Annotated in this window: 19 protein-coding genes and 1 tRNA gene; 7 read left to right on the top strand and 13 right to left on the bottom strand. The window is 64.7% G+C overall.

Annotation, left to right across the window (positions count from 1 at the left end; all coding sequences use genetic code 11):
* The first annotated feature begins 32 nt into the window (after positions 1-32).
* Genes EV672_RS11465 through EV672_RS11455 form a run of 3 tightly spaced genes read left to right on the top strand, consistent with a single transcriptional unit; the run spans position 33 to position 2988 of the window.
* Positions 33-1349: a BaiN/RdsA family NAD(P)/FAD-dependent oxidoreductase gene (locus EV672_RS11465; RefSeq protein WP_133609327.1), complete on the top strand. Its 1317-nt coding sequence runs from the start codon at positions 33-35 to the stop codon at positions 1347-1349.
* Positions 1350-1358: 9 nt separating this feature from the next.
* Positions 1359-2090, top strand: a complete 732-nt coding sequence (ubiE, locus tag EV672_RS11460; RefSeq protein ID WP_133609325.1) for a bifunctional demethylmenaquinone methyltransferase/2-methoxy-6-polyprenyl-1,4-benzoquinol methylase UbiE — start codon at positions 1359-1361, stop codon at positions 2088-2090.
* Positions 2091-2133: 43 nt separating this feature from the next.
* On the top strand, positions 2134-2988 hold the full coding sequence (locus EV672_RS11455; protein WP_133609323.1) for a MerR family transcriptional regulator: 855 nt from the start codon (positions 2134-2136) through the stop codon (positions 2986-2988).
* Positions 2989-3043: 55 nt separating this feature from the next.
* Here the strand turns inward: EV672_RS11455 and EV672_RS11450 are convergent, their stop codons facing one another.
* From EV672_RS11450 to thrS, 11 genes are all read right to left on the bottom strand, one after another.
* Positions 3044-3955, bottom strand: a complete 912-nt coding sequence (locus EV672_RS11450; protein ID WP_133609321.1) for a hypothetical protein — start codon at positions 3953-3955, stop codon at positions 3044-3046.
* Positions 3956-4127: 172 nt separating this feature from the next.
* A tRNA-Pro gene (locus EV672_RS11445) sits at positions 4128-4204 on the bottom strand.
* A gap of 58 nt (positions 4205-4262) precedes the next feature.
* Positions 4263-4790 carry a MerR family transcriptional regulator gene (locus tag EV672_RS11440; RefSeq protein ID WP_133609319.1) on the bottom strand — a complete coding sequence of 176 codons (528 nt, stop codon included), beginning with the start codon at positions 4788-4790 and terminating at the stop codon, positions 4263-4265.
* 153 nt (positions 4791-4943) lie between these two features.
* On the bottom strand, positions 4944-5303 hold the full coding sequence (locus EV672_RS11435; protein WP_133609317.1) for an integration host factor subunit alpha: 360 nt from the start codon (positions 5301-5303) through the stop codon (positions 4944-4946).
* Positions 5304-5327: 24 nt separating this feature from the next.
* Positions 5328-7757, bottom strand: a complete 2430-nt coding sequence (pheT, locus tag EV672_RS11430; protein ID WP_133609315.1) for a phenylalanine--tRNA ligase subunit beta — start codon at positions 7755-7757, stop codon at positions 5328-5330.
* Positions 7758-7784: 27 nt separating this feature from the next.
* On the bottom strand, positions 7785-8855 hold the full coding sequence (gene ahr / locus EV672_RS11425; protein ID WP_133609313.1) for an NADPH-dependent aldehyde reductase Ahr: 1071 nt from the start codon (positions 8853-8855) through the stop codon (positions 7785-7787).
* A 108-nt stretch (positions 8856-8963) separates the two neighbouring features.
* Positions 8964-10013, bottom strand: a complete 1050-nt coding sequence (gene pheS, locus EV672_RS11420; RefSeq protein WP_133609311.1) for a phenylalanine--tRNA ligase subunit alpha — start codon at positions 10011-10013, stop codon at positions 8964-8966.
* A 125-nt stretch (positions 10014-10138) separates the two neighbouring features.
* On the bottom strand, positions 10139-10498 hold the full coding sequence (rplT, locus tag EV672_RS11415) for a 50S ribosomal protein L20 (RefSeq protein WP_133609309.1): 360 nt from the start codon (positions 10496-10498) through the stop codon (positions 10139-10141).
* A gap of 59 nt (positions 10499-10557) precedes the next feature.
* Positions 10558-10761: a 50S ribosomal protein L35 gene (gene rpmI / locus EV672_RS11410; RefSeq protein WP_119042821.1), complete on the bottom strand. Its 204-nt coding sequence runs from the start codon at positions 10759-10761 to the stop codon at positions 10558-10560.
* Between the two features lie 235 nt (positions 10762-10996).
* Positions 10997-11572, bottom strand: a complete 576-nt coding sequence (gene infC, locus EV672_RS11405) for a translation initiation factor IF-3 (RefSeq protein WP_133609307.1) — start codon at positions 11570-11572, stop codon at positions 10997-10999.
* 94 nt (positions 11573-11666) lie between these two features.
* The gene (thrS, locus tag EV672_RS11400; protein WP_243738642.1) at positions 11667-13529 is read right to left on the bottom strand and encodes a threonine--tRNA ligase; all 1863 of its coding nucleotides are present in this window, start codon (positions 13527-13529) and stop codon (positions 11667-11669) included.
* Between thrS and EV672_RS11395 the strand changes: the two genes are divergently transcribed.
* Positions 13413-16049 carry an ATP-binding protein gene (locus EV672_RS11395; protein ID WP_243738666.1) on the top strand — a complete coding sequence of 879 codons (2637 nt, stop codon included), beginning with the start codon at positions 13413-13415 and terminating at the stop codon, positions 16047-16049. The two genes, thrS and EV672_RS11395, sit on opposite strands and share 117 nt — an antisense overlap.
* Positions 16050-16120: 71 nt before the next feature.
* Positions 16121-17731, top strand: coding sequence for a carboxylesterase/lipase family protein (locus EV672_RS11390; RefSeq protein WP_133609301.1), 1611 nt, complete (start codon positions 16121-16123; stop codon positions 17729-17731).
* 118 nt (positions 17732-17849) lie between these two features.
* Here the strand turns inward: EV672_RS11390 and aceA are convergent, their stop codons facing one another.
* Entirely contained in the window at positions 17850-19166 is a 1317-nt protein-coding gene (gene aceA, locus EV672_RS11385; RefSeq protein ID WP_133609299.1) for an isocitrate lyase, read from the bottom strand.
* 211 nt (positions 19167-19377) lie between these two features.
* On the opposite strand from aceA, the gene aptA reads away from it, so the two are divergent.
* Positions 19378-20685: an omega-aminotransferase AptA gene (gene aptA / locus EV672_RS11380; protein ID WP_133609297.1), complete on the top strand. Its 1308-nt coding sequence runs from the start codon at positions 19378-19380 to the stop codon at positions 20683-20685.
* A gap of 115 nt (positions 20686-20800) precedes the next feature.
* Here aptA and ppa read toward each other — a convergent pair whose 3' ends face one another.
* On the bottom strand, positions 20801-21334 hold the full coding sequence (gene ppa, locus EV672_RS11375; RefSeq protein WP_133609295.1) for an inorganic diphosphatase: 534 nt from the start codon (positions 21332-21334) through the stop codon (positions 20801-20803).
* Positions 21335-21598: 264 nt separating this feature from the next.
* Here ppa and phaP point away from each other — a divergent pair, with 264 nt between their 5' ends.
* Entirely contained in the window at positions 21599-22156 is a 558-nt protein-coding gene (gene phaP, locus EV672_RS11370) for a TIGR01841 family phasin (RefSeq protein ID WP_133609293.1), read from the top strand.
* The last annotated feature ends 143 nt before the right edge of the window (positions 22157-22299 follow it).

Here is a 22299-nt window from a genome sequence, read left to right as displayed (position 1 = left end):
GCAGATTGCCCACGCCTGAGCGCCCGTTCCCCATGTCTCCCACGTCCTGTTTCGATGTCGTCGTCGTTGGCGCCGGTGCCGCCGGCCTGTTTTGCGCAGGGGTGGCCGGCCAGCGCGGCCTCAGCGTGCTGGTGCTCGACCACGCCGCGAAGGTGGCAGAGAAAATCCGCATCTCGGGCGGTGGGCGCTGCAACTTCACCAACCGCGATGTCGGCGTGGGCAACTTCCTGGGCGAGAACCCGGCCTTCTGCCGCTCGGCCCTGTCCGGCTACAGCCCGCAGGATTTCATCGCGCTGGTCGAGCGCCACCACATCGCCTGGCACGAAAAGCACCGCGGCCAGCTGTTCTGTGACCACCGCGCCGACGACATCGTCCAGATGCTGCTGCGCGAGTGCGAAGCCGGCGGCGTGCAACGCTGGCAGCCCTGTGGCGTGAAGGCCATCCGCCGCCGCGAGGACGCCACCGTGCGCTTTGAGCTCGACACCGACCAGGGCGTGGTGCAGGCCCACCAGGTCGTGATCGCCACGGGCGGGCCGTCCATCCCGAAAATCGGTGCCACCGATGCCGGCCAGCGCTGGGCGGCCAGCTTCGGCCACCGCATCGTGCCCCTGCGCCCTGCCCTCGTCCCGCTGACCTTCGACGCGGCCCACTGGGCGCCCTTCGTGCCGCTGGCCGGGGTCTCGCTGGAGGTCGTCATCGAGACCCCCTCGTGCGTGCCTGTGGCCGGCAAGGGCGGCAAGGGCAAGGGCAAGGGCCCGCAGATGGCGCACTTCACCGAAGACCTGCTTTTCACCCACCGCGGCCTCAGCGGCCCGGCGGTTTTGCAGATCTCCAGCCATTGGCAGCCCGGCCAGGCGCTCACCATCAACCTGAACCCGCAGCAGGATTTGGCGGCAGCCCTGAAGGAAGCCAAGAGCGGGTCGCGCAAGCAGCTGTCCACCGCCTGGGGTCTGGCCCTGGGCGAGGCCGCGCCCCAGCGCCTTGCGCAGGCCTGGCTTGCCGAGGTGGCCCGACAGCACCCTGCCCTGCAGCCGCAGGCCGCACTGGCCGAACTCAAAGACAGAGACCTCGACGCCCTGGGCCAGGCAGCCAACGCCTGGCAGCTCGTGCCCAGCGGCACCGAGGGCTACGCCAAGGCCGAAGTCACGGCCGGTGGCGTGGACACCCGCGAACTCCACCAGCAAAGCATGGAGAGCAAGCTCGTGCCGGGCCTGCATTTCATCGGCGAGGTGGTGGACATCACCGGCTGGCTCGGCGGCTACAACTTCCAGTGGGCCTGGGCCAGCGCCATGGCCTGTGCCCGCGCGCTCCAGAGCGCTCCGGCTGCAGCCCAGCCCGCCACCGTTTAAGATCACACCATGAGCAGCACGCACTTCGGTTTCCAGCAGGTTGACGAGTCCCAAAAAGCACAGCGCGTTCGCGGTGTGTTCGACTCCGTCGCCAACAAGTACGACGTCATGAACGACCTGATGTCGATGGGCCTGCACCGGCTGTGGAAGGCCTACACCATCGCGGCCAGTGGCGTGCGCGAAGGCCACAAGGTGCTCGACATTGCCGGCGGCACGGGAGACCTTTCCGAGGCCTTCGCAGCGCGCGTGGGCCCTTCGGGCATGGTGGTGCACACCGACATCAACGAAGCCATGCTGGGCACAGGCCGCGACCGCCTGCTCAACAAGGGCCTGGCCCTGCCGACCACCTTGTGCGACGCCGAAAAGCTGCCCTTCCCGGCCGAGACCTTCGACATCGTCACCGTGGCCTTTGGCCTGCGCAACATGACGCACAAAGAAGCCGCCCTGGCCGAGATGTGCCGCGTGCTCAAGCCGGGTGGCCGCTTGCTGGTGCTGGAGTTCTCCAAGGTGGCCAAGCCCCTGGAAAAAGTCTATGACTGGTACTCCTTCAAGGTGCTGCCCAAACTGGGCCAGATGGTCGCAGGCGATGCCGACAGTTACCAGTACCTGGCCGAATCCATCCGCATGCACCCCGACCAGGCCACGCTCAAGGCCATGATGAAAACCGCGGGCTTTGGCCACGTCGATGTCCACAACATGACGGGCGGCGTCGTCGCCCTGCACATGGGCATCAAGTGCTGATGCGCACGGAGCCCCTCTGAGCCACGGCACCCGAGGCTGATCCATGCCCGGCTCCATCACCCCGCCGCACCGGCGCTCGAAGGCCCGCACCGCAACTGCTAAGCCCGCACCCGCCGAGTCGCACGTGGCCAGCGCTGTGGGTGCGCCCGACATGACGGTGGACGCACTCGCCGCGCGCACCGGCGTGAGCGTGCGCAACATCCGCGCCTACCAGACGGCCGGCCTGATGCCGCCGCCGCGCCTGCAAGGCCGCGTGGCCTTCTACGACGCCGAACACCAAGGCAAGCTCGAACTCATCCGCGACCTGCGCCAGCAAGGGTTCCGCCTGGAGGCCATCCGCGCCATGCTGCTCGACACGCCCGACGGCGCCTGGTCGGAGTACGCGCTGATCAGCGGGCTGTTCTCCACCACCTTCTTCACGGTGGAAAAACCGCAGCGCAAGGCCATCTCCGAGATGGCGTCGCACTGGGCCACGCCCGCCACGCCCGAACAAAAAGCACGCCTCAGCCAGAACGGCTTGTACCGCCCCATCGGCCCCGACGAAGTCGAAATGCTCAGCCCGGCGCTGGAGCGCATCGGCATCCAGCTGGCCGAACTCGATGTGCCGCTGGACACGGTGCTGGACCTGCAAGACAAGCTCATCGACCACAGCCGGGCGATCGCCAAGGTCTATGTGGAGCAGCTGTTCCTCGCGCTGCTCAAAAACCTGGCGTCGTCGGCGCAAGACCAGCGTCCGTCGGGCAAAGCCCCCGATGTGCGCCTGGCGGAAACGATGAAGTCCCTGTTCGAGCGCCTGCGCCCGCTGGCCATTGGCTCGGTGAGCGCGGCGTTCCCGGTCATCCTACAGCAGGAGTTCGACCGCTCGGTTCAGAAGGCCATGAAAAAAGCGCCTCGCTGAGTTCGCTGAGGCGCTTTCAGTTCAGGCAAGGCCGGCCTTCAGGCGGCGGCACCGCTCATGCGGACCTGCGCGACCGCCACCCAGCCAGGCCCAGGCAAGCCACCAGCGCCATGAGAGCAGTGGACGGCTCAGGCACAGCCGCGGCGTAGTTCACGCCGGCATCGGACACGATGGCCGCACCCGTGGGCGCCGTGATGCCGAAATGGGCCGAGTTGAAGGCGCTGAGCGAGCCAAAGTCATTGGCCGAGGCGCCCAACACGCTGACCAGGTAGAACGGTCGGCCGTACGTGAACGTGACCTGACCTGCCAGCACGCGACCGAAGGCTGCTCCCGGCGTCAAGGCTTCCACATCGGTGGTGAAGCCAGGCGCAGGAACCTCTTGGGCCAGGGAGAGCACGGACGTGGCCAGCAAGGTGTCTGGACCAGACTCGTCGCGCAGGATGGCCGCCACGGCACGGGCGTCGGCTGCCGCATCGCCTGAGTCCACCACCATCAGGTCGTAAAAGCCGAAACCGCCAGGCTGCGCACCGAACTGGCCCGAGACAATGGCGCTCACCGACAACGTGCCCACGCCCGTGCCGCCTTGCACCACGAAACGGTCGGCCCAGACGGAGAAGGCATCGGCGAACGGGCCGCCGATGGAGGTCTGGCGCAGGAGCTCGTCGTCCACGGGCGCAAAGGAAGCCGCCTCCACACGGTTGACGCCGTAATCGGACTGCGCGCGGGCCGAACCGTTGATGGTGCTGGCCGCAGCCACGCCCGTGCCGTTCAGGAACTGGACCTGATCGTAGTATCCGGGCGTGAAGATGGTGCCGGTGTCGTACAGGTTTTGAGGCAGGCTGCTGTCGCGCACGCCGGCCAGGGACAAGGTCTGGGCGCTCGCGGGCGCAGCCGTCAGACCGATCAATGCCGAAAGCGCAACGCCTGCGGCCCAGTGGGTCGAATAACCCTGTAATTGTTTCAACATCGTGATCGCTCCGTGTCAGTTGACTTTCGATGCGCTGACTCTAGCTGGGGCACGGGCTGGTTGTGTGACAAATCACACAAGACGCAGGGCGATGGAAGGAGATTGCAGGAGCCATTGCCAAGCCAAAAGACAGAAAGCCCAGCAGATTGCTCTGCTGGGCTTGTGTCGTTCTTGGTCGGGGCGGCGGGATTCGAACTCGCGACCCCTTGCACCCCATGCAAGTGCGCTACCAGGCTGCGCTACGCCCCGACAAGACTTAGACTATAACACACTTTTCCAGCGCTCCGAAAGGACCATGTCACCTTCATCAAGCCAAGAGGTCGCGGATCGACAACAGTGCTTCGCGCAGAGGGCCAATGGCCTCGGGTGGCAGCTGCTGGAAAGCGCCAGCGTCCAGCTCTGGCACCAGCCAGGCGGCTTCGGCCATCGCGGGTGACGAGGCCTGCAGGGCGCGCGAGGCCATGGCGCCACCTGCAGGTGCAGCAGCCACCAGCAAGGCTGGCGGCACCGACACATCGATGTCGTCCGGCAAGGGCTCGCCTGACAGCGCTGCGTCACCCCGCGGCAGCGGCCCCATCTCGGTCAGGCGATTGCGTGCCCCGCTGATGGTGAAGCCTTTTTCGTACAGCAGTTCGCGGATGCGGCGCACCAGCAGCACCTCGTGGTGCTGGTAGTAGCGGCGATTGCCACGGCGCTTCATGGGGCGCAACTGGACGAATTCCTGCTCCCAGTAGCGCAGCACGTAGGGCTTGACCAGGCACAGCTCGCTGACCTCACCGATGGTGAAGTAGCGCTTGTCCGGAATCGGAGGCAAGTCGGGGCTGAGGCGGTCCATGGTCCCTGGGATGCTGTGTGCTCGGTGCTGTTTGCGGAGGCGTGCGGGGGCGCTTTCGGCAGGTTGCTTCGGCGGCATGTTGGCGCAATGTCAACAAAACCTCTGACCGAAAAACCGAGGTAAATCAATTGCCTTTGGCCGAAGCTTCAGACTTTACTCCAAGTCTTCACCCGCAGGGATGTCGCCTTGCACCATGCCTTTGAGTTTGGCGCTGGCGTGGAAGGTCACCACATTGCGCGCCTTGATGGGGATGGCCTCGCCCGTGCGCGGGTTGCGGCCCGGCCGCGGTGCCTTGCGGCGGATCTGGAAGTTGCCGAAGCCGGAGAGCTTCACGTCCGTGCCATCCACCAGGCTGCCGTGGACCAGCTCGAAAAAGGCTTCGACCATGTCCTTGGACTCGCGCTTGTTCAAGCCCAGGCGCTCGAACAGCAGCTCGGACAGGTCGGCCTTGGTCAGCGTCGGCGTCTCGATGGTCGGCAACAGCACCACCAGGTCGCTGATCTTGTCGTTCATTCGGCTTGTCTCCCCGTCTCGGCCTCAGGCGCGCACGCGCGCACCGACCTTGTCGTTCAGCGTCTGCAACACCGCTTGCACCGCTGCGTCGATGCGCTCGTCGGTCAAGGTCTGCTCATCATCGCGCAATTCGATGCGCACAGCCAAACTGCGTTCGTCTTCGTTGATGCCGGTCACGGGCGACTTGGGCTTGTAGATGTCGAACAGTCGGGCACCCCGCACCAGGCCGTCGCTTGGCGCCGCCAGGATGGCGCCGATCAAGGCGTCATGCGGCGTGCGGTCGTTGACCACCAGGGCCAGGTCGCGGAACACAGACTGCATGCGCGGCACGCTCGTGAGACGGGGCACCTCGCGCTCGGTCAGCGCGGTGGCGTCCAGCTCGAACAGCACGGGGGCCTGGGGCAGATCGTAGGCCTGACGCCACTTCGGGTGCAGCTCGCCCACGAAACCCACGATGCGGCCCTCCACCTGCACCTGGGCACAGCGGCCTGGGTGGAAGGCGGGGTGCTCGGCGGCCACGAAAGCGGCCTGGCGCGGTGCCAGCAAGGACTCGACGTCGCCTTTCACATCGAAGAAATCGACGTTGCGCGAGGCCTGGCCCCACTGCAGCACATCGGCCGGGCCATAGGCGAGGCCCGCCACGCGCACGGGCTGATCAAAGCCTGCCACGCTCTGCGGGCCATCGGCCACCGACGCATCGCGCCGGAACACGCGGCCCACCTCGAACAGGCGCACGCGTTCGGCCTTGCGCGCCAGGTTGGTCTTGAGCACCTCGACCAGGCTGCCGACCAGCGTCGAGCGCATCACCGACAACTGGCTGGTGATCGGGTTGAGCAGCTGGATGGGCTGGGTGTTGCCGGCGAAGTCAGCCTCCCAACGGGCCTCGACGAAGCTGAAGGTGATGGCTTCCTGGTAGCCACGCGCGGCCACGGCGCGGCGCACGGCGTACAGACCGCGGCGGGCTTCCGGGCGCACCTGCGCCTGCACGGGGGCCTTGGGTGCGCGGCGCGGCAGCTTGTCGAAGCCGATCACGCGCACCACCTCTTCGATGAGGTCTTCCTCGATCTGCAGGTCAAAGCGCCAGCTCGGCGGGGTGACGATCAGGTGGGTGTCCTCACCCTGGGCCTGGGTGCTGAAGGGCAGGTCCAGGCGCTGGAACACCGTCTGCACCTCGGCCAGGCTGACCGGCATGCCAATGACACGCTGGGCGCGCGACAGGCGCAGCGTCACGGGCTGGCGGCTGGGCAGGTTGACGGTCTGGTCATCCAACGGTCCGGCCTGGCCACCACAGATGTCCAAGATGAGCTGGGTGATGTACTCGATGCACTGGGCCGTGGGCGCCGGGTCCACGCCGCGCTCGTAGCGGTGGGAGGCGTCGGTGGAGAAGTTGTAGCGGCGGGCGCGGCCGGCAATCGCCTTGGGCCACCAGAACGCGGCTTCCAGGTACACGTTTTTCGTGTCGTCGCCCACCGAGGTCGCGTCGCCGCCCATGATGCCCGCGAGGGACTCGACCTGGTTCGCGTCGGCGATCACACCCACCTGCGCGTCCAGCGTGACGGTGTTGCCGTTGAGCAGCTTGAGCGTCTCGCCCGCCTGTCCCCAGCGCACCGTCAGTTCGCCGTGGATCTTGTCCAGGTCGAAGACGTGCGAGGGTTGGCCCAGTTCGAACATCACGTAGTTGGAGATGTCCACCAGCGCCGAGACGGAACGCTGGCCGCAACGAGCCAGGCGCTCGACCATCCATGCGGGCGTCTTGGCTTGCGGGTTCACGCCCTGGATGACACGACCACCGAAACGGCCACACAACTCGGACGCCTGCACATTCACCTTCAGGCGCGCGTCGCTGGCCGGCTGGACCGGCGCAGTGGCTGGCAGCGTCAACGGCGCACCCGTCAAGGCAGACACCTCCCGCGCGATGCCCGCCACGCTCAGGCAATGCGCCAGGTTGGGCGTGAGCTTGAGCGTGAACAGGGTGTCGTCGAGCTTCAGGTGCTCGCGGATGTCCTGCCCCACCGAGGCGTCGTCGGCCAGGATGTGCAGGCCGTTGGATTCTTCTGCCACACCAAGCTCTTTGGCGGAGCACAGCATGCCGTGGCTTTCCACGCCGCGCAGCTTGCCTTTCTTGATGAGAAAGGGCTTGCCATCGGTCCCCGGTGGCAGTTCGGCCCCCACGGTGGCGCAAGGCACCTTGATGCCCGGACGCACATTCGGCGCGCCACACACGATCTGCAGCACCTCGCCCGTGCCGACATCGACCTTGCACACGTTCAGGCGGTCGGCATCGGGGTGCTTGGCGACTTCCAGCACCTGAGCCACCACCACACCCGTGAACGGCGGTGCCACGGGCTGCAGCTCTTCGACTTCCAGACCGGCCATGGTCAACAGGTCGGCGAGTTGCTGCGTGTTCAGGTCAGGGTTGCAAAAGCTGCGCAGCCAGGACTCGGGGAATTGCATGGAAGGGATCCTCGGATTTTCAGTTCATCAAGCCGCTGGGCCAACGCCATCGGCGCTGTCGGCGTCCAGCACCACGCGGTAGCGGGCCTTGCCGGCGCGCAGGTGGTCCAGGGCCTCGTTGATGCGGCTCATGGGGTAGTGTTCGGTCTGCGGCTCGATGCCGTGGCGTGCGGCGAAGGCCAGCATGGTGTCGATGTCCTGGCGCGAACCTGTGGGCGAGCCCGAGACGCTGCGCTGGCCGCCGATCAGCGGGAAAGCCTCGACCTCCATGGGCTGCGGCAGGATGCCCACCAGGTGCAGGCGGCCATTGGGCGCCAGCGTGCCCATCAGGGCTTTCCAGTTCAGCATGACGTTGACGGTGACGAGCACCATGTCGAGCTGCCCCGCGATCGACTTCATCGACTTCGGGTCGGTGCTGGAGACCACGCGGTGCGCGCCCAGGGCCAGGGCCTCGTCGCGCTTGGATTCGCTCGATGTGAAGGCCGTGACCTCGCAGCCCCAGGCCCGTGCGAATTTCAGCGCCAGGTGCCCCAACCCCCCGATGCCGACCACGCCCACGCGGTGCACCGGCTTGATGTCGAAGTTCAGGAAAGGCGAGAACACCGTGATGCCGCCGCACAGCAGCGGGCCGGCCTTGGCCGGGTTCAGGCCCTCGGGCAGCGGGCAGGTCCACAGCCAGTGAGCGCGCACGCGGTCGGCAAAACCGCCGTGGTGGCCCACGATGGTCGGCACACCGGCGCGGCACAGCTGGGGCTCGCCGCCCAGGCAGCTCTTGCAGCTCATGCAGCTGGCCGACATCCAGCCCAGGCCCACGCGCTGCCCCAGCTTCAGGCCCTTGGTGCCCTCGCCCAACGCCACCACCGTGCCAATGACCTCGTGGCCACCGACGATGGGATAGGCCGAGAAGCCCCACTCGTTGTCGATGAGGGACAGGTCAGAGTGGCACAGCCCGCAGTGCTCGACGCGGATCTCCACCTCTTCCGAGCCAAGCGGGCCCGGATCGTAGTCAAAGCGCGCCAGCGGCTTGGCCGCTTCCTGGGCGGCCCAGGCACGAACCGACGTCGAGGGGGAAGTCGAGGCAGAAGACAGCGAGCTCATTCGGACATCCTTCATCAAACGGGTTGGGCGTCAAGCAACGCCAAAAACATCGTGCGGAAAACCTGAGGCAAAAAGGGGGCGAAGGCCCCAGGCCCGAGCCCCCTGCCCTCACTGGAACTGCTGCAAAAAGCGCAAGTCGCCCTCGTAGAACAGGCGCAGGTCGTTGACACCATAGCGCAGCATGGTCAGGCGGTCCGGACCCAGGCCAAAGGCGAAACCAATGTACTGCTCCGGGTCGAGCCCGAAGTTGCGCACGACGTTCGGGTGCACCTGACCGGCACCACCGACCTCCAGCCAGCGGCCCTTGAGCGGCCCGGACGAAAACGCGATGTCCACCTCGGCCGAGGGCTCGGTGAAGGGGAAGAAGGACGGGCGGAAGCGGATGTCCAGCTCGTTCGTCTCGAAGAAGGTGCTGAAGAAATCGCCCAGCACGGCCTTCAGGTCGGTGAAGCTGACGCTCTCGCCGATCCACAGGCCTTCGCACTGGTGGAACATGGGCGAGTGGGTGGCGTCGCTGTCCACGCGGTAGGTGCGGCCCGGCGCGATGACGCGGATCTCGGGCATGCGCTCACCGCGCGCGATGGCCTCGGCATGCGCCTTGACGTGCTGCACGGCATAGCGCACCTGCATCGGGCTGGTGTGCGTGCGCAACAAGTGACCGCCTTCGACGTAGAAGGTGTCGTGCATGGAACGCGCGGGGTGATCTTCCGGCGTGTTCAAGGCGGTGAAATTGAACCAATCGGCCTCGATCTCGGGGCCATCGGCGACGTCAAAGCCCATGGAGCCGAAAATGCCCTCGATGCGCTCGATGCTCAGCGACACCGGGTGCAGACCGCCCTCGCCTCGGCGACGGCCTGGCAGGCTCACGTCCAGCGACTCGGCACGCAGCTGCTGCGCCAACTCGGCATCGGCCAGCGCCTGGCGCCGCGCATTCAGCAGCGCCTCGACCTGCTGCTTGGCCTGGTTGATGGCCGCACCGCGGGTCTTCTTGTCTTCGGGGCTGAGGGCGCCCATGCCCTTGAGCAGCTCGGTCACGCTACCCGACTTGCCCAGGAATCGGGCCTTGGCGTTTTCAAGGTCGGCCGGGGTGGTGGCCACATCGAAGGCCGCCTGGGCGGATTGCACCAGGGCCTGGAGGTCGCTGGACGAGTCGTTCATCGGATGCATTCGAAAAAAAAGGCCAACACGGGGTTGGCCTTTGGTTCAGATGTGGCACCAGCTTTCACAAGAAAACCGGCTTGCCATCAGGCTGAGGAGATTGTGCTTTGGAATCAAGCTGTCGGTCAGGCCGCCAGATGAGCCTTGGCCTTTTCCACGATGCTGGCGAAAGCGGCCGGGTCGTTCACAGCCATGTCGGCCAGAACCTTGCGGTCGATGTCGATCGAGGCCTTCTTGATGCCAGCAATGAACTTGCTGTAGGTCAGGCCCAGGGCGCGGCTGCCGGCGTTGATGCGGGCAATCCAGAGGCGGCGGAACACGCGCTTCTTGTTGCGGCGGTCACGGTAGGCGTATTGGCCTGCCTTCATCACCGCCTGTTTGGCGATGCGGAAGACGTTCTTGCGGCGACCGCGGAAGCCCTTGGCCAGGGCGAGGATTTTCTTGTGACGGGCACGGGCGGTAACGCCACGTTTGACGCGGGGCATGGATGGCTCCTTCTGCGTTGACTAGAGGACGATCGAGACGACAGCTGCGTTTGCGGGTCTTACAGACCGGCGAAAGGCAGCATCTGGGCGATGTGGCCCATGTTGGTCTCGTGCACGTTGACGGCGCCGCGGAGCTGGCGCTTGTTCTTCGTGGTCTTCTTGGTCAGGATGTGGCGCTTGAAGGCTTGGCCGCGCTTGACGGTGCCACCGGGACGGACGCGAAAACGCTTCTTCGCGCTGCTTTTGGTCTTCATTTTGGGCATGACTGCTCCTTTTGACTTGTTCCTGTCAGGCGCCACGGCGTCCATGTCCGTGTCTTGATGGCCTGCAGGCACTTGGTGACCCAAACCCGGTGACCAGACCAGGCTCAGGTTGTTGGGCTCAGGTTGTTTGGCCCGGGTTGTTCGGCCCAGATCTTTCGACCTTGCAACCTTGTCGTTGATGCATCCGAGCAGCGAAATGCCAGTCGAATCCACCAAAGCCCAAGATTGTAGCCGATTATTTCTTCTTCTTGGGGCCCAGCACCATGATCATCTGGCGCCCTTCGAGTTTCGGCATGTTCTCGACCAGCGAGCAATCGGTCAGGTCGTCGCGCACACGCTCCAGCAGGCGCATGCCGAGTTCCTGGTGGGTGATCTCGCGGCCGCGGAAGCGCAGCGTGACCTTGCCCTTGTCGCCGTCTTCCAGGAAGCGGCGCAGGTTGCGCAGCTTGATCTGGTAGTCGGCCTCGTCGGTGCCGGGTCGGAATTTGACTTCCTTGACCTCGATGACCTTCTGCTTGAGCTTGGCGTCGTGGGCCTTCTTCTGCTCCTGGTACTTGAACTTGCCGTAGTCCATCAGGCGGCAGACAGGCGGCTCGGCCGTGGCAGAGATTTCCACCAGGTCCACGTCCGCCTCACCCGCGAGGCGCAAGGCCTCTTGGATGCTGACGATGCCGATGGGCTCGTTCTCCGGGCCGTTCAGGCGGACTTCCAGGGCAGTGATTTCACGGTTCAGCCGATGCTTGCGCTCATCGTTGCGCGTGCGGCGGTCAAAGAAGTTAGCGATGTCGAATTCCTTCAGGCCCGGAGCCATGCCCCTTCAGCCAATGATCGATGGTCACGCACCCGGCTTTGCCAGGGACTGAAACGCACCTGCCCCGAACCACCAGGACAGACACGCTCCCGCCTCAGGCCTTGCTGGCGATGTCTTGAGAGATCTTCTGGGAGAAGTCATCGAGCGACATCACGCCGAGGTTCTGGTTGCCCCGGGCGCGCACGGCGACGGTGCCATCCAACTTCTCCTTGTCTCCGACAACGAGGAAGTAGGGCACCTTCTGCAACGAATGCTCGCGGATTTTATACGTGATCTTTTCGTTGCGCAAATCCAACTGCACCTTCAAGCCTTGCTTCTGCAGAGATTTCGCAATTTCAGAGGCGCAATCGGCCTGTCCGTCGGTGATGTTCATCACCACGACCTGCGTTGGCGCCAACCAGACGGGCAAGGCGCCCGCGTGCTGCTCGATCAGGATGCCGATGAAACGCTCCAGGCTGCCCAGGATGGCGCGGTGCAGCATCACAGGGTGTTTGCGGCCGCTGGTCTCGGTCACGTACTCGGCGCCCAGGCGCTCGGGCATGGAGAAGTCCACCTGGATCGTGCCGCACTGCCAATGGCGACCCAGGGCGTCTTTCAGCGTGTACTCGATCTTGGGGCCGTAGAAGGCGCCGTCTCCCACCGCGATGGTGAACTCGCTGCCCGTGGCGCGCAGGCTCTCCATCAGGGCCTGCTCGGCCTTGTCCCAGACCTCGTCGGCACCGATGCGCTTTTCGGGGCGCGTGGCCACCTTGTAGATGATGTCGGTGAAGCCGAAGTCGGCATAGACCTTTTGCAACAGCGCGGTGAAGTCCACGCACTCCTGCAGGATCTGGTCTTCGGTGCAGAAGACGTGGCCGTCGTCCTGCGTGAAACCGCGCACGCGCATGATGCCGTGCAGGCCACCTGAGGGCTCGTTGCGGTGGCACTGGCCGAACTCACCGAAGCGCAGCGGCAGGTCGCGGTAGCTCTTGAGGCCCTGGTTGAAGATCAGGATGTGGCCGGGGCAGTTCATCGGCTTGAGCGCGTAGTCGCGCTTCTCCGACTCGGTGGTGAACATGTTCTCGCGGTACTTGTCCCAGTGGCCGGTTTTTTCCCACAGCGTCTTGTCGATGATCTGCGGGCCCTTGACTTCCTGGTAGCCGTTGTCTCGATAAACCTGGCGCATGTACTGCTCCACGGCCTGCCACACGGCCCAGCCCTTGGGGTGCCAGAAGACGACGCCCGGTGCGTGGTCGTCGATGTGGAACAAATCGAGCTCGCGACCCAGCTTGCGGTGGTCGCGCTTCTCGGCTTCTTCCAGGCGGGTCAGGTAGGCGGCCAGGTCGTCTTTGGTGGTCCAGGCGGTGCCATAGACGCGCTGCAGCTGCTCGTTGCGGTGGTCGCCACGCCAGTAGGCACCGGCCACTTTCATCAGCTTGAAGTGCTTGAGCTTGCCGGTGCTGGGCACGTGCGGGCCGCGGCACAGGTCGGTGAAAGCGCCTTCGCTGTAGAGCGACACGTCCTGATCGGCCGGGATGCTTTCGATGATCTCGGCCTTGTAGTGCTCGCCCAGGCCCTTGAAGTAGGCCACGGCCTCGTCGCGCGGCAGCACGCGGCGCTCGACCTTCTCGTCCTTCTTGGCCAGCTCGGTCATCTTCTTTTCGATGGCAGCCAGGTCTTCGGGGGTGAAGGGGCGTTTGTAGGCGAAGTCGTAATAGAAGCCGTCTTCGATGGTCGGGCCGATGGTGACCTGCGCCTCGGGGAAGAGCTCCTTGACCGCGTAGGCCAGCAAGTGGGCGGTGGAGTGGCGGATGACATCCAGGCCGTCGGCGTCCTTCTCCGTGACGATGGCGAGTTGCGCATCGGCCTCGATGCGGTAAGCGGTATCGACCAGGCGAGCGGCATCGCCCTGCCCCACACGGCCAGCGAGTGCGGCCTTGGCCAGGCCCGTGCCGATGGAGGCGGCGACTTCGGCCACCGTCACGGGGCCAGGGAATTCACGTTTGGAGCCGTCGGGCAACTGGATGGAGATCATGTTTTCTGCCTGTGTGTTCGGGTCTGTGAAAGCCATCTGCAAGGGGACGCCAGCTGTGCAGACAACAAAAAAGCGCGGGGGGCGCCGCGCTTTCTGGTGAGTCAAGGTCAGGAATGCGAAGCAGCGTGCGGCCGGCTACACCTCGGTCGAGGTGCGGGTGGTGGTCGGAGTTCGCGGTGTCATAACCGTGCGTGCCTTTCTCAGTTCTTACCTTGCCTGAGTGGAATCACTTTGAGCCAATTTGCACTTCTCTACTATTCTATCCCGCAGCCCACAGCCTGCGGTCGGTGCTCAGCGACACCGGGTTGCGGGGTCGAGACAACGACCGCGAGCCTGGTAACTTCGATCCTCATTTTTCACCGCCCCGACATGGTTCGCATCGTTGATCGCCTTCGCCAACGCAGCCAGGCCTGCTTTTTCGGCCGCGAAGGCGAACTGCAGCGTTTTCAGCGAAGCCTGGCAGATGAGGTGCCCCAGGCGAGCGTTTTCCTGGTGCATGGGCCGGGGGGCATCGGCAAAACCGCCCTGGTGGAGCAGATGCAAGAGATGGCGCATCAAGCGGGGTTGTCGGTGTTGCGGCTCGATGGTCGCAGCATCGAGCCCTCGATCTATGGCGTGTTGCAAGGGCTGGCTTCGCACCTGGGGCTGGGCGCCGAGCAGGCGCAGCTTGAGCTCATCTTGCAAGGCTGGCGACGCCAACCCAGGCGTCTGCTCGTCATCGACACCTTCGAGCACCTCCACCACCTGAGTCTGTGGCTGCGGGATCGGGTGCTCGCAGAGTTGCCGCAGCAAAGCTTGGCCATCCTGGCCGGACGCGATGCCCCCAACGACCTCTGGCTCACCGACCCCATCTGGCGACACGGCAGCCACGTGATCGGCCTTCGCAACCTGCCTGTGCCCGCGTGCGAGCAGGCCCTCATCGCCAGAGAACTGCCCCCGGCTCAAAGGCAAGCCATCATCAAACTCAGCCATGGGCACCCCCTGGCCATGATGCTCCTGGCCGATCTGGTCAAGGTCAAGGGCGAGGTGCCTGATGCGCTGGACACCGACCTCATCCGCAAGCTGACAGACTGCTTCGCCTCCCAGACCCCCTCCGCGCTGCACCGTGAGGCCCTGGAGCTGTCTGCACTGGCCCGCGTCACCACCGAGGGCCTGCTGGCCGACGTGGTGGACCCCGTTCTTGCGGCCGACTTGTTCGAGTGGCTCACCTCACTCAGTTTCATGGAGACAGCGCCCGACGGGCTCTTTCCGCACGACCTCGTGCGCGATGCAATCACTGCAGAGATGCGCTGGCGCAACCCACAGAAGCTGTTGCAAATCAGTGAGCGATTGCTCAAGCACCATGTGCAACATGTGCACAGCGGCGGCCCGGCTCTGCGTCAAAGGGCGGCGCTGGACATCGTTTACCTGAACCGCGGCCACCCCGTCATGCAAGCCTTCATCGACTTCCCTGCGCTGGGCTCGGTGCATTGCGATCGGGCGCACCCCCAAGACATGCCGGTGATTGCCGAGCTGGTCCTGCAGGAGTTGGGAAGCGAGCACGAAGCGCTGATGCGACGCTGGCACGATCACCCCGCTGCAAGCTGGTGGGTTGTGCGCGACCCCAGCGGACGCACCATGACCGCGATGCTGCTGCTGGAGCTCAACGCCATGTCTGCGCAAGACGTTTGCGGCGACCCGATGCTGACCCAATTGCTCGACTGGGTCACACGGCAACCCGCGCTTCGCACGGGCGAACGGGTGCTGTGCTCCCGAATGGCCGTGACCCGCAACGGCGTGGCCAACGACGGGATCTACATCAACGCACTGCAGACCCGCACCTTCCTGATGTGGATGACCGAGCCCGCGCTGGCTTTGTTCGCCCTGTGCAACAAGGACCCTGACCACTGGGCGCCGATGATGAGTCACATCGACTTCCACCTGATCGAGCCCAAGGGCATCGACATGGACGGTCAACACCACGGCACCTTCGCACACGACTGGCGGGCGGTGCCCATGAACTTGTGGCTCAACATGCTGGGTGCCAGCCAGATGCCGGTGGGTCAATCCAGGCCCACCACCGAGACCGGCCTGACGGTGCAGGTGCTGAGCGAGCAGCGCTTCAAAGAGGCCGTCCAAGAAGCGCTGAAGCGGTGGCGAGACCCAGTCGAGCTGGGTCGCAACCCGTTGCTACAGAGCGGTCTGGTTCAAGCGGCCAGGCTGCCAGCCGAGGAGGTCGTCACCACCTTGCGCAGACTGATCACTGCCGCAGGCGACCATCTGGCGAATCACCCGCGCCACGCCAAGTTCCTCAAAACCATCGAGCTGACCTACTGGCGCCCCGCAGGCTCGCAAGAACTCGCTGCCGAGCGGCTAGGACTGCCCTTCGGGACCTACCGCTACCAACTCCGCATGGCCACCGATCGCCTGTCTCAAGCCTTGTGGCACCAAGAAACCAGGGGGCCTGGCGCGGCAGACGGTTGAACGGCTTTTGGACTGGTGATTCGACAGCCCGATCGGAGATCCTCGGTGAACACAGCACAGAGGAGATCCACATGTCCACCACCCCGATGCACCACCAGCTGATGCACGCCACGCTGGCCGTTTTGCTCGCCCTGGCGAGCTCCGTGACGCAAGCCAGCCCCATCGTCACCACCCGGGACGGCACCGTTCAAGGCAACACGGAAAACGGCGTCAACCAGTTCCTGGGCCTGCCATTTGCCGCACCGCCAGTGGGCGAGTTGCGCTGGCGACCGCCCCAACCTCCGATCGCCTGGCAGGGCGTGCGAGGCGCAACCACCTTGGGGCACGCCTGCCCACAGTTGCCGGGGGCTTACTCTCAAAGGACCACCGACGAGGACTGCCTGACACTCAATGTTTACGCGCCCGAAGCGCCGCAAAGTACACCTCGCCCCGTCCTGATCTGGGTCCACCCGGGTTCACTGACCATGGGCTCCGGAGGCGACTACGACGGCAAGGCCCTCGCGCGCCAGGCCAACGTGGTGGTGGTGACGATCAACTACCGCCTGGGCGCACTGGGCTTCCTGAGCACGCCCGAGATGCGGCAGGAGGGCAGCACCCCCAACCAGGGCCTGCAAGATCAACAGCAGGCCTTGCGCTGGGTTAAAGACAACATCGCGGCCTTCGGGGGCGACGCCCGCAACGTCACTCTGGCGGGCAACTCGTCCGGGTCGGCCAGCATCTGCGGGCACCTGGCGTCCCCAGCATCGGGCGGCCTGTTCCACCGGGCGATCCTGCAAAGCGGCCCCTGCGTGCTGCTGCGAACCCGCACGCTTGACCAGGCTTACCACCAGGGCAACGCCTTCGCGGAAAAACTGAACTGCCCCAGTGGCGCGACTCAAATGAGCTGCCTGCGCAGTCGCAGCACACAGGAGTTGATCACTGCCGCAGGCGACGGACTCGACATCCTGCAGACCGCCAACCCCTGGAGCGCCGTGATCGATGGCGCGACCATCCCGCGCAACCTCACCGACATGATCCGCGACGGGGCCTTCCACAAGGTGCCGGTGCTGCTGGGCACGACAGCCGACGAAGGTCGCTTCTTTGTGTCGTACACCTTCCACCAGAAGCTGGGCAGGGCCATGACCCCGATCGACCACAAATCGGCCTCTGACGTACTGACGGGCAGCGCCTTCGCGGGCAGCACGGCTCGCTTGCTGTACCCCGCATCCGGCTACCCCAACATCGACCTGGCGATGTCCGCGCTGATGACCGACTCGGGCTTTGCCTGCCCTGCTTTGTCAGATGCGCGCCGCCTGTCGCGCCACACGCCGGTCTATACGTACGAGTTCGCGGACACGCAAGCGCCAGCACCGACCGACCCGTTCTTCAAGCTGGGGGCGTACCACACGGCAGAGTTGCAATACCTGTTCGGCCAGCCGGTGTTCGCCACCCAGATCAACGGCGCACCCAGCGCAGAACAGAAGCGGCTGGCGGACCAGATGGTGGCCTACTGGTCTGCCTTCGCGAAACACGGCGACCCGAACCAAAGCGGGTTGCCCAAGTGGGTGAAGTTCAACGAGTTGACCAGCCCCATCATGAACCTCGCACCCGGCAAAGTGGGCATGCAGCCATGGGGGGAATTCAGCAAAACACACCGCTGCGTGACCTGGCTCCTGCTGTTCAGCCTGAGCGGCCAGAACTGACGAAAGCCACACGGGCCTGTTTCGAAAACGGCCTTCTGGATGTCAAAAAAAACGGCACCCGAGGGTGCCGCTTTCGCATTCAAACCGATCAGGCAACGGGCCTTTCGGCCCGCCCAGATCAGTGGAACTGTTCTTCTTCGGTCGAGCCGGTCAGGGCCTTCACGGAGGACGAACCGCCCTGGATCACGGTGGTCACGTCGTCGAAGTAGCCAGCGCCGACTTCCTGTTGGTGCGACACGAAGGTGTAACCCTTTTCGCGGGCTGCGAATTCGGGCTCTTGCACCATTTCGGTGTAGTGCTTCATGCCTTCGCCGCGGGCGTAAGCGTGGGCGAACTGGAAGGTGTTGAACCAGTTGATGTGGATGCCGGCCAGCGTGATGAACTGGTACTTGTAGCCCAGGTCCGACAGGTCTTCCTGGAACTTGGCGATCTGCGAGTCGTTGAGGTTCTTCTTCCAGTTGAAGGAAGGCGAGCAGTTGTACGACAGCAGCTTGCCGGGGCACTTGGCGTGCACAGCTTGGGCGAATTCGCGGGCGAAGCCAATGTCAGGCACGCCGGTTTCGCACCACACCAGGTCGGCGTAAGGAGCGTAGGCCACGCCACGGCTGATGGATTGCTCCAGGCCGTTCTTGACGCGGTAGAAGCCTTCTTGGGTGCGCTCACCGGTCAGGAAAGGCTTGTCGTTGGCATCGTGATCGGAGGTGATCAGGTTGGCAGCTTCGGCGTCGGTACGTGCCAGAACGATGGTGGACACGCCCATCACGTCGGCAGCGAAACGGGCAGCGATCAGCTTCTCGATGGCTTCTTGCGTCGGAACCAGCACCTTGCCACCCATGTGACCGCACTTCTTGACAGCGGCGAGCTGGTCTTCGAAGTGAACGCCAGCGGCGCCCGAAGCGATCATGTTCTTCATCAGCTCGAACGCGTTCAGGACGCCGCCGAAACCGGCTTCAGCGTCAGCAACGATGGGCAGGAAGTAGTCCACGAAGCCTTCGTCACCGGGGTTGATGCCACGGCCCCACTGAATTTCGTCAGCGCGCTTGAAGGTGTTGTTGATGCGGCGAACCATCGTGGGCACCGAGTCGTACGCATACAGCGACTGGTCGGGGTACATGGTTTCCGAGGTGTTGCCGTCGGCGGCAACTTGCCAGCCCGACAGGTACACGGCTTCCAGGCCAGCCTTGGCTTGCTGCATGGCTTGACCGGCGGTGATGGCGCCGAAAGCGTTCACGTAGCCCTTCTTGGCACCGCCGTTGACCTTGGCCCACAGCTTTTCAGCGCCGTTCTTGGCCAGCGTGTACTCAGGCTGCAGGCTGCCGCGCAGACGCACGACGTCAGCAGCGGAGTAGCCGCGCTTGACGAGCTTCCAACGGGGGTTTTCGGCCCAATCCTTTTCCAGGGCAGCGATTTGCTGTTCGCGGGTGAGTTGCGTCATGAAGATCTCCGGGGTTGAGAGGCGGTGCTAGAAAACCCGCACTTTAGCAGCAATTCCCAGCACCGGTAAACACTTATGTCTTATATAAGACCACTCGTTTGAGGGGGCGCAACAACAGCCAAACGCACTTTTTCGCACGGTCGTGCGAAATGTCATGATGTGACTTCGCGGCCTCACCTGGGACAGATGCCGCTGCTGCGCAGGAGTCCGCATGGATCTGAACCTCGACGCCCTCTGGATGCCGTTCACGGCCAACCGCGACTTCAAGCAAGCCCCCCGGCTGGTGTCCAGGGCCGAAGGCATGCACTACTGGACCCCCGACGGGCGCCAGATCCTCGACGGCACCGCCGGCCTGTGGTGCGTGAACGCCGGCCACGCCCGCCCGCGCATCGTGGCGGCCATCGCGCGCCAGGCCGCAGAGATGGACTTCGCCCCGCCCTTCCAGATGGGTCACCCCCTCGCGTTCGAGCTGGCCCACCGCCTGCAGCGGTACGCGCCCGCCGGACTCAACCGCGTGTTCTTCACCAACTCGGGCTCCGAGTCGGTCGAGACCGCCTTGAAGATCGCACTGTCTTACCACCGCGTGCGCGGCGAGTCGCACCGCACCCGGCTGGTCGGGCGCGAGCGTGGCTACCACGGCGTCAACTTTGGCGGCACCGCGGTCGGGGGCATCGGCGGCAACCGCAAAGCCTTCGGCAGCAGCCTCAGCGGCATCGACCACCTGCGCCACACGCACGACCTGACGCGCAACGCCTTCACCCGCGGTCAGCCCGCACATGGCGCAGAACTGGCCGACGATCTGGAACGTCTGGTCGCCCTGCACGATGCCACGACCATCGCGGCCGTCATCGTCGAACCGATGGCGGGCTCCACGGGCGCGCTCATGCCACCGAAAGGCTACCTGGAGCGGCTGCGCGAGATCTGCACCCGGCACGGCATCCTCTTGATCTTTGACGAGGTCATCACCGGCTTTGGCCGGCTGGGCGCACCGTTTGCGGCGCAGCACTACGGCGTCACGCCGGACATCCTCACCACCGCCAAGGGCCTGACCAACGGCTGCGTGCCGATGGGCGCGGTGTTCGTCCAGCAAGGCATCCACGACGCCTTCATGCAAGGGCCACCCACGGCCATCGAACTGCCGCACGGCTACACCTACTCCGGCCACCCGCTGGCCTGTGCCGCCGCCCTGGCCACGCTGGACACCTTCGACGACGAAGGCCTGCTGACCCGCGGTGCGCAGCTGCAATCCGTCCTGGAAGACGCCCTGCACAGCTTGCGCGGCTTGCCGCACGTCATCGACATCCGCAACACTGGGCTGGTGGGCGCCATCGAGTTCGAACCGCGCCCTGGCGCACCGGGCCGACGCGCCTTCGAGGTGTTCCAGTCCTGCTGGGACGCGGGCCTGCTGGTGCGCGCCACGGGCGACAACATCGCCATCTCGCCGCCACTCATCGTCGGGGCTTCGCACATCGACCAGATCGCAGCCACCTTGCGCGCAGCGATCCTCACCTTGACTTGAGCTTGCCGCATGTGAAAAGCCGCCCCTCCTTGCGGAGGCAGCGGCTCATCGTCAATGTCGATGTCGAGGGATGAGGGCCGGCACCACCGTCAGGCGGTGCCCAACCGCCCGGCCATCAGTGTTGCTTCTTGAAAGCTTCCAGGCCTTCGACCACTTCGGCCTTGGCGGCATCGATGCCTTCCCAGCCGGTGACCTTCACCCACTTGCCAGGCTCCAGGTCCTTGTAGTGCTCGAAGAAGTGCTTGATCTGCGAGATCAGCAGCGCCGGCAGGTCTTCCAGTTTCTGGATGTCCTTGTACATGGCGCAGATCTTCTCGGTCGGCACGGCCACCAGCTTGGAGTCACCGCCGGCCTCGTCTTCCATCTTCAGGATGCCCAGCGGACGGCAAGGGATGACCACGCCAGGCAGCAGGGGGAAGGGCGTGACGACCAGCACATCGACCGGGTCGCCGTCGGCAGCGACGGTCTGCGGCACGTAACCGTAGTTGCAGGGGTAGTGCATCGCCGTGCCCATGAAGCGATCGACGAAGACGGCACCGGTTTCGTGGTCGATTTCGTACTTGATCGGATCGGCGTTGGCCGGGATTTCGATGATGACGTTGAAGGCATCAGGCGCTTTGGCGCCAGCGGGGACATTGAGCAGGCTCATGGTGAAGGCTCGTCAAGGGTTGGAATGCGAGACAGCCACCAGTGTAGGCGATGCCGGCACCCGCCCTCACCAGACCGGCGCCCTACCCCATGTTCACGCGCCCCTGTCAAATTTGCGACATTTTTTACAGCGTGGTTGCTGCAGCGCACAAAAAGCACTTGCATTTGCCGCGCGCCTGCCTATACTGAGCATCATGTTGCATCGCAGCAAAGACAACGAAGTCGCTGCAGTTGCAATCATCCCACCATCCAAACGGAGATTGACATGCTGACTGCTGAACAAATCCTGGCCACCCAGAAGGCCCAAATCGCTTCCCTGTTCGACCTGGGCCAAAAGGCCTTCGAAGGCGTCGAAAAAGTGCTGGAGCTGAACCTGCAAGTGGCCAAGACCACCCTGGAAGAAGCTTCCGAGCACGCCAAGGCTGTGCTGGCCGTCAAGGACGCCCAAGAACTGCTGGCCCTGCAGACCGCCCTGCTGCAACCCTCCGCCGAGAAGGCTGCTGCCTACGGTCGTCACCTGTACGACATCGCTTCCAGCACCGGCGCTGAAGTGAGCAAGCTGGCCGAGTCGCAAGTCTCCGACGCCCAGAAGAAGTTCGCCGCTGTCGTGGACAACGCCGTGAAGAACGCACCCGCTGGCACCGAAAACGCCGTGGTCCTGGTGAAGTCGGCTGTCGCTGCCGCCAACAACGCTTTCGACTCCGTGCACAAGGCTGCCAAGCAAGCCGCCGACGTCGCCGAAGCCAACTTCCAGGCCATGACCAACACCGCCGTGAAGGCCACCCAGACCGCCACCGCCGCTGCCAAGCGCAAGGCTGCCTGAGACCTGTTTGAGAGATCGGGGCGCGCTTGACACAACTTTGCGCAGCACCTGGCCTGATCGGCTTGAACTTTCAACCGCCAGCCCGATCTCTGAGGATGCCGCTCTGGACAAGCGGTACTCCCTGAAAGGTTGTCTCCTCGGTA

The sequence above is a fragment of the Aquabacterium commune genome (genome assembly GCF_004362855.1).
GTDB lineage: Bacteria > Pseudomonadota > Gammaproteobacteria > Burkholderiales > Burkholderiaceae_C > Aquabacterium > Aquabacterium commune.
This window is presented reverse-complemented; position numbering and strand designations above follow the sequence as displayed.

Excerpts from the sequence above, each read along its gene's own strand:
- EV672_RS11440 (WP_133609319.1), bottom strand. The coding sequence starts at position 4,790 with ATGGACCGCCTCAGCCCCGACTTGCCTCCGATTCCGGACAAGCGCTAC.
- EV672_RS11455 (WP_133609323.1), top strand. The coding sequence starts at position 2,134 with ATGCCCGGCTCCATCACCCCGCCGCACCGGCGCTCGAAGGCCCGCACC.
- EV672_RS11435 (WP_133609317.1), bottom strand. The coding sequence starts at position 5,303 with ATGAACGACAAGATCAGCGACCTGGTGGTGCTGTTGCCGACCATCGAG.
- pheT (WP_133609315.1), bottom strand. The coding sequence starts at position 7,757 with ATGCAATTCCCCGAGTCCTGGCTGCGCAGCTTTTGCAACCCTGACCTG.
- rplT (WP_133609309.1), bottom strand. The coding sequence starts at position 10,498 with ATGCCCCGCGTCAAACGTGGCGTTACCGCCCGTGCCCGTCACAAGAAA.
- ahr (WP_133609313.1), bottom strand. The coding sequence starts at position 8,855 with ATGAGCTCGCTGTCTTCTGCCTCGACTTCCCCCTCGACGTCGGTTCGT.
- infC (WP_133609307.1), bottom strand. The coding sequence starts at position 11,572 with ATGGCTCCGGGCCTGAAGGAATTCGACATCGCTAACTTCTTTGACCGC.
- aceA (WP_133609299.1), bottom strand. The coding sequence starts at position 19,166 with ATGACGCAACTCACCCGCGAACAGCAAATCGCTGCCCTGGAAAAGGAT.
- pheS (WP_133609311.1), bottom strand. The coding sequence starts at position 10,013 with ATGAACGACTCGTCCAGCGACCTCCAGGCCCTGGTGCAATCCGCCCAG.
- EV672_RS11450 (WP_133609321.1), bottom strand. The coding sequence starts at position 3,955 with ATGTTGAAACAATTACAGGGTTATTCGACCCACTGGGCCGCAGGCGTT.
- rpmI (WP_119042821.1), bottom strand. The coding sequence starts at position 10,761 with ATGCCCAAAATGAAGACCAAAAGCAGCGCGAAGAAGCGTTTTCGCGTC.
- EV672_RS11390 (WP_133609301.1), top strand. The coding sequence starts at position 16,121 with ATGTCCACCACCCCGATGCACCACCAGCTGATGCACGCCACGCTGGCC.
- phaP (WP_133609293.1), top strand. The coding sequence starts at position 21,599 with ATGCTGACTGCTGAACAAATCCTGGCCACCCAGAAGGCCCAAATCGCT.
- aptA (WP_133609297.1), top strand. The coding sequence starts at position 19,378 with ATGGATCTGAACCTCGACGCCCTCTGGATGCCGTTCACGGCCAACCGC.
- ubiE (WP_133609325.1), top strand. The coding sequence starts at position 1,359 with ATGAGCAGCACGCACTTCGGTTTCCAGCAGGTTGACGAGTCCCAAAAA.
- EV672_RS11465 (WP_133609327.1), top strand. The coding sequence starts at position 33 with ATGTCTCCCACGTCCTGTTTCGATGTCGTCGTCGTTGGCGCCGGTGCC.
- ppa (WP_133609295.1), bottom strand. The coding sequence starts at position 21,334 with ATGAGCCTGCTCAATGTCCCCGCTGGCGCCAAAGCGCCTGATGCCTTC.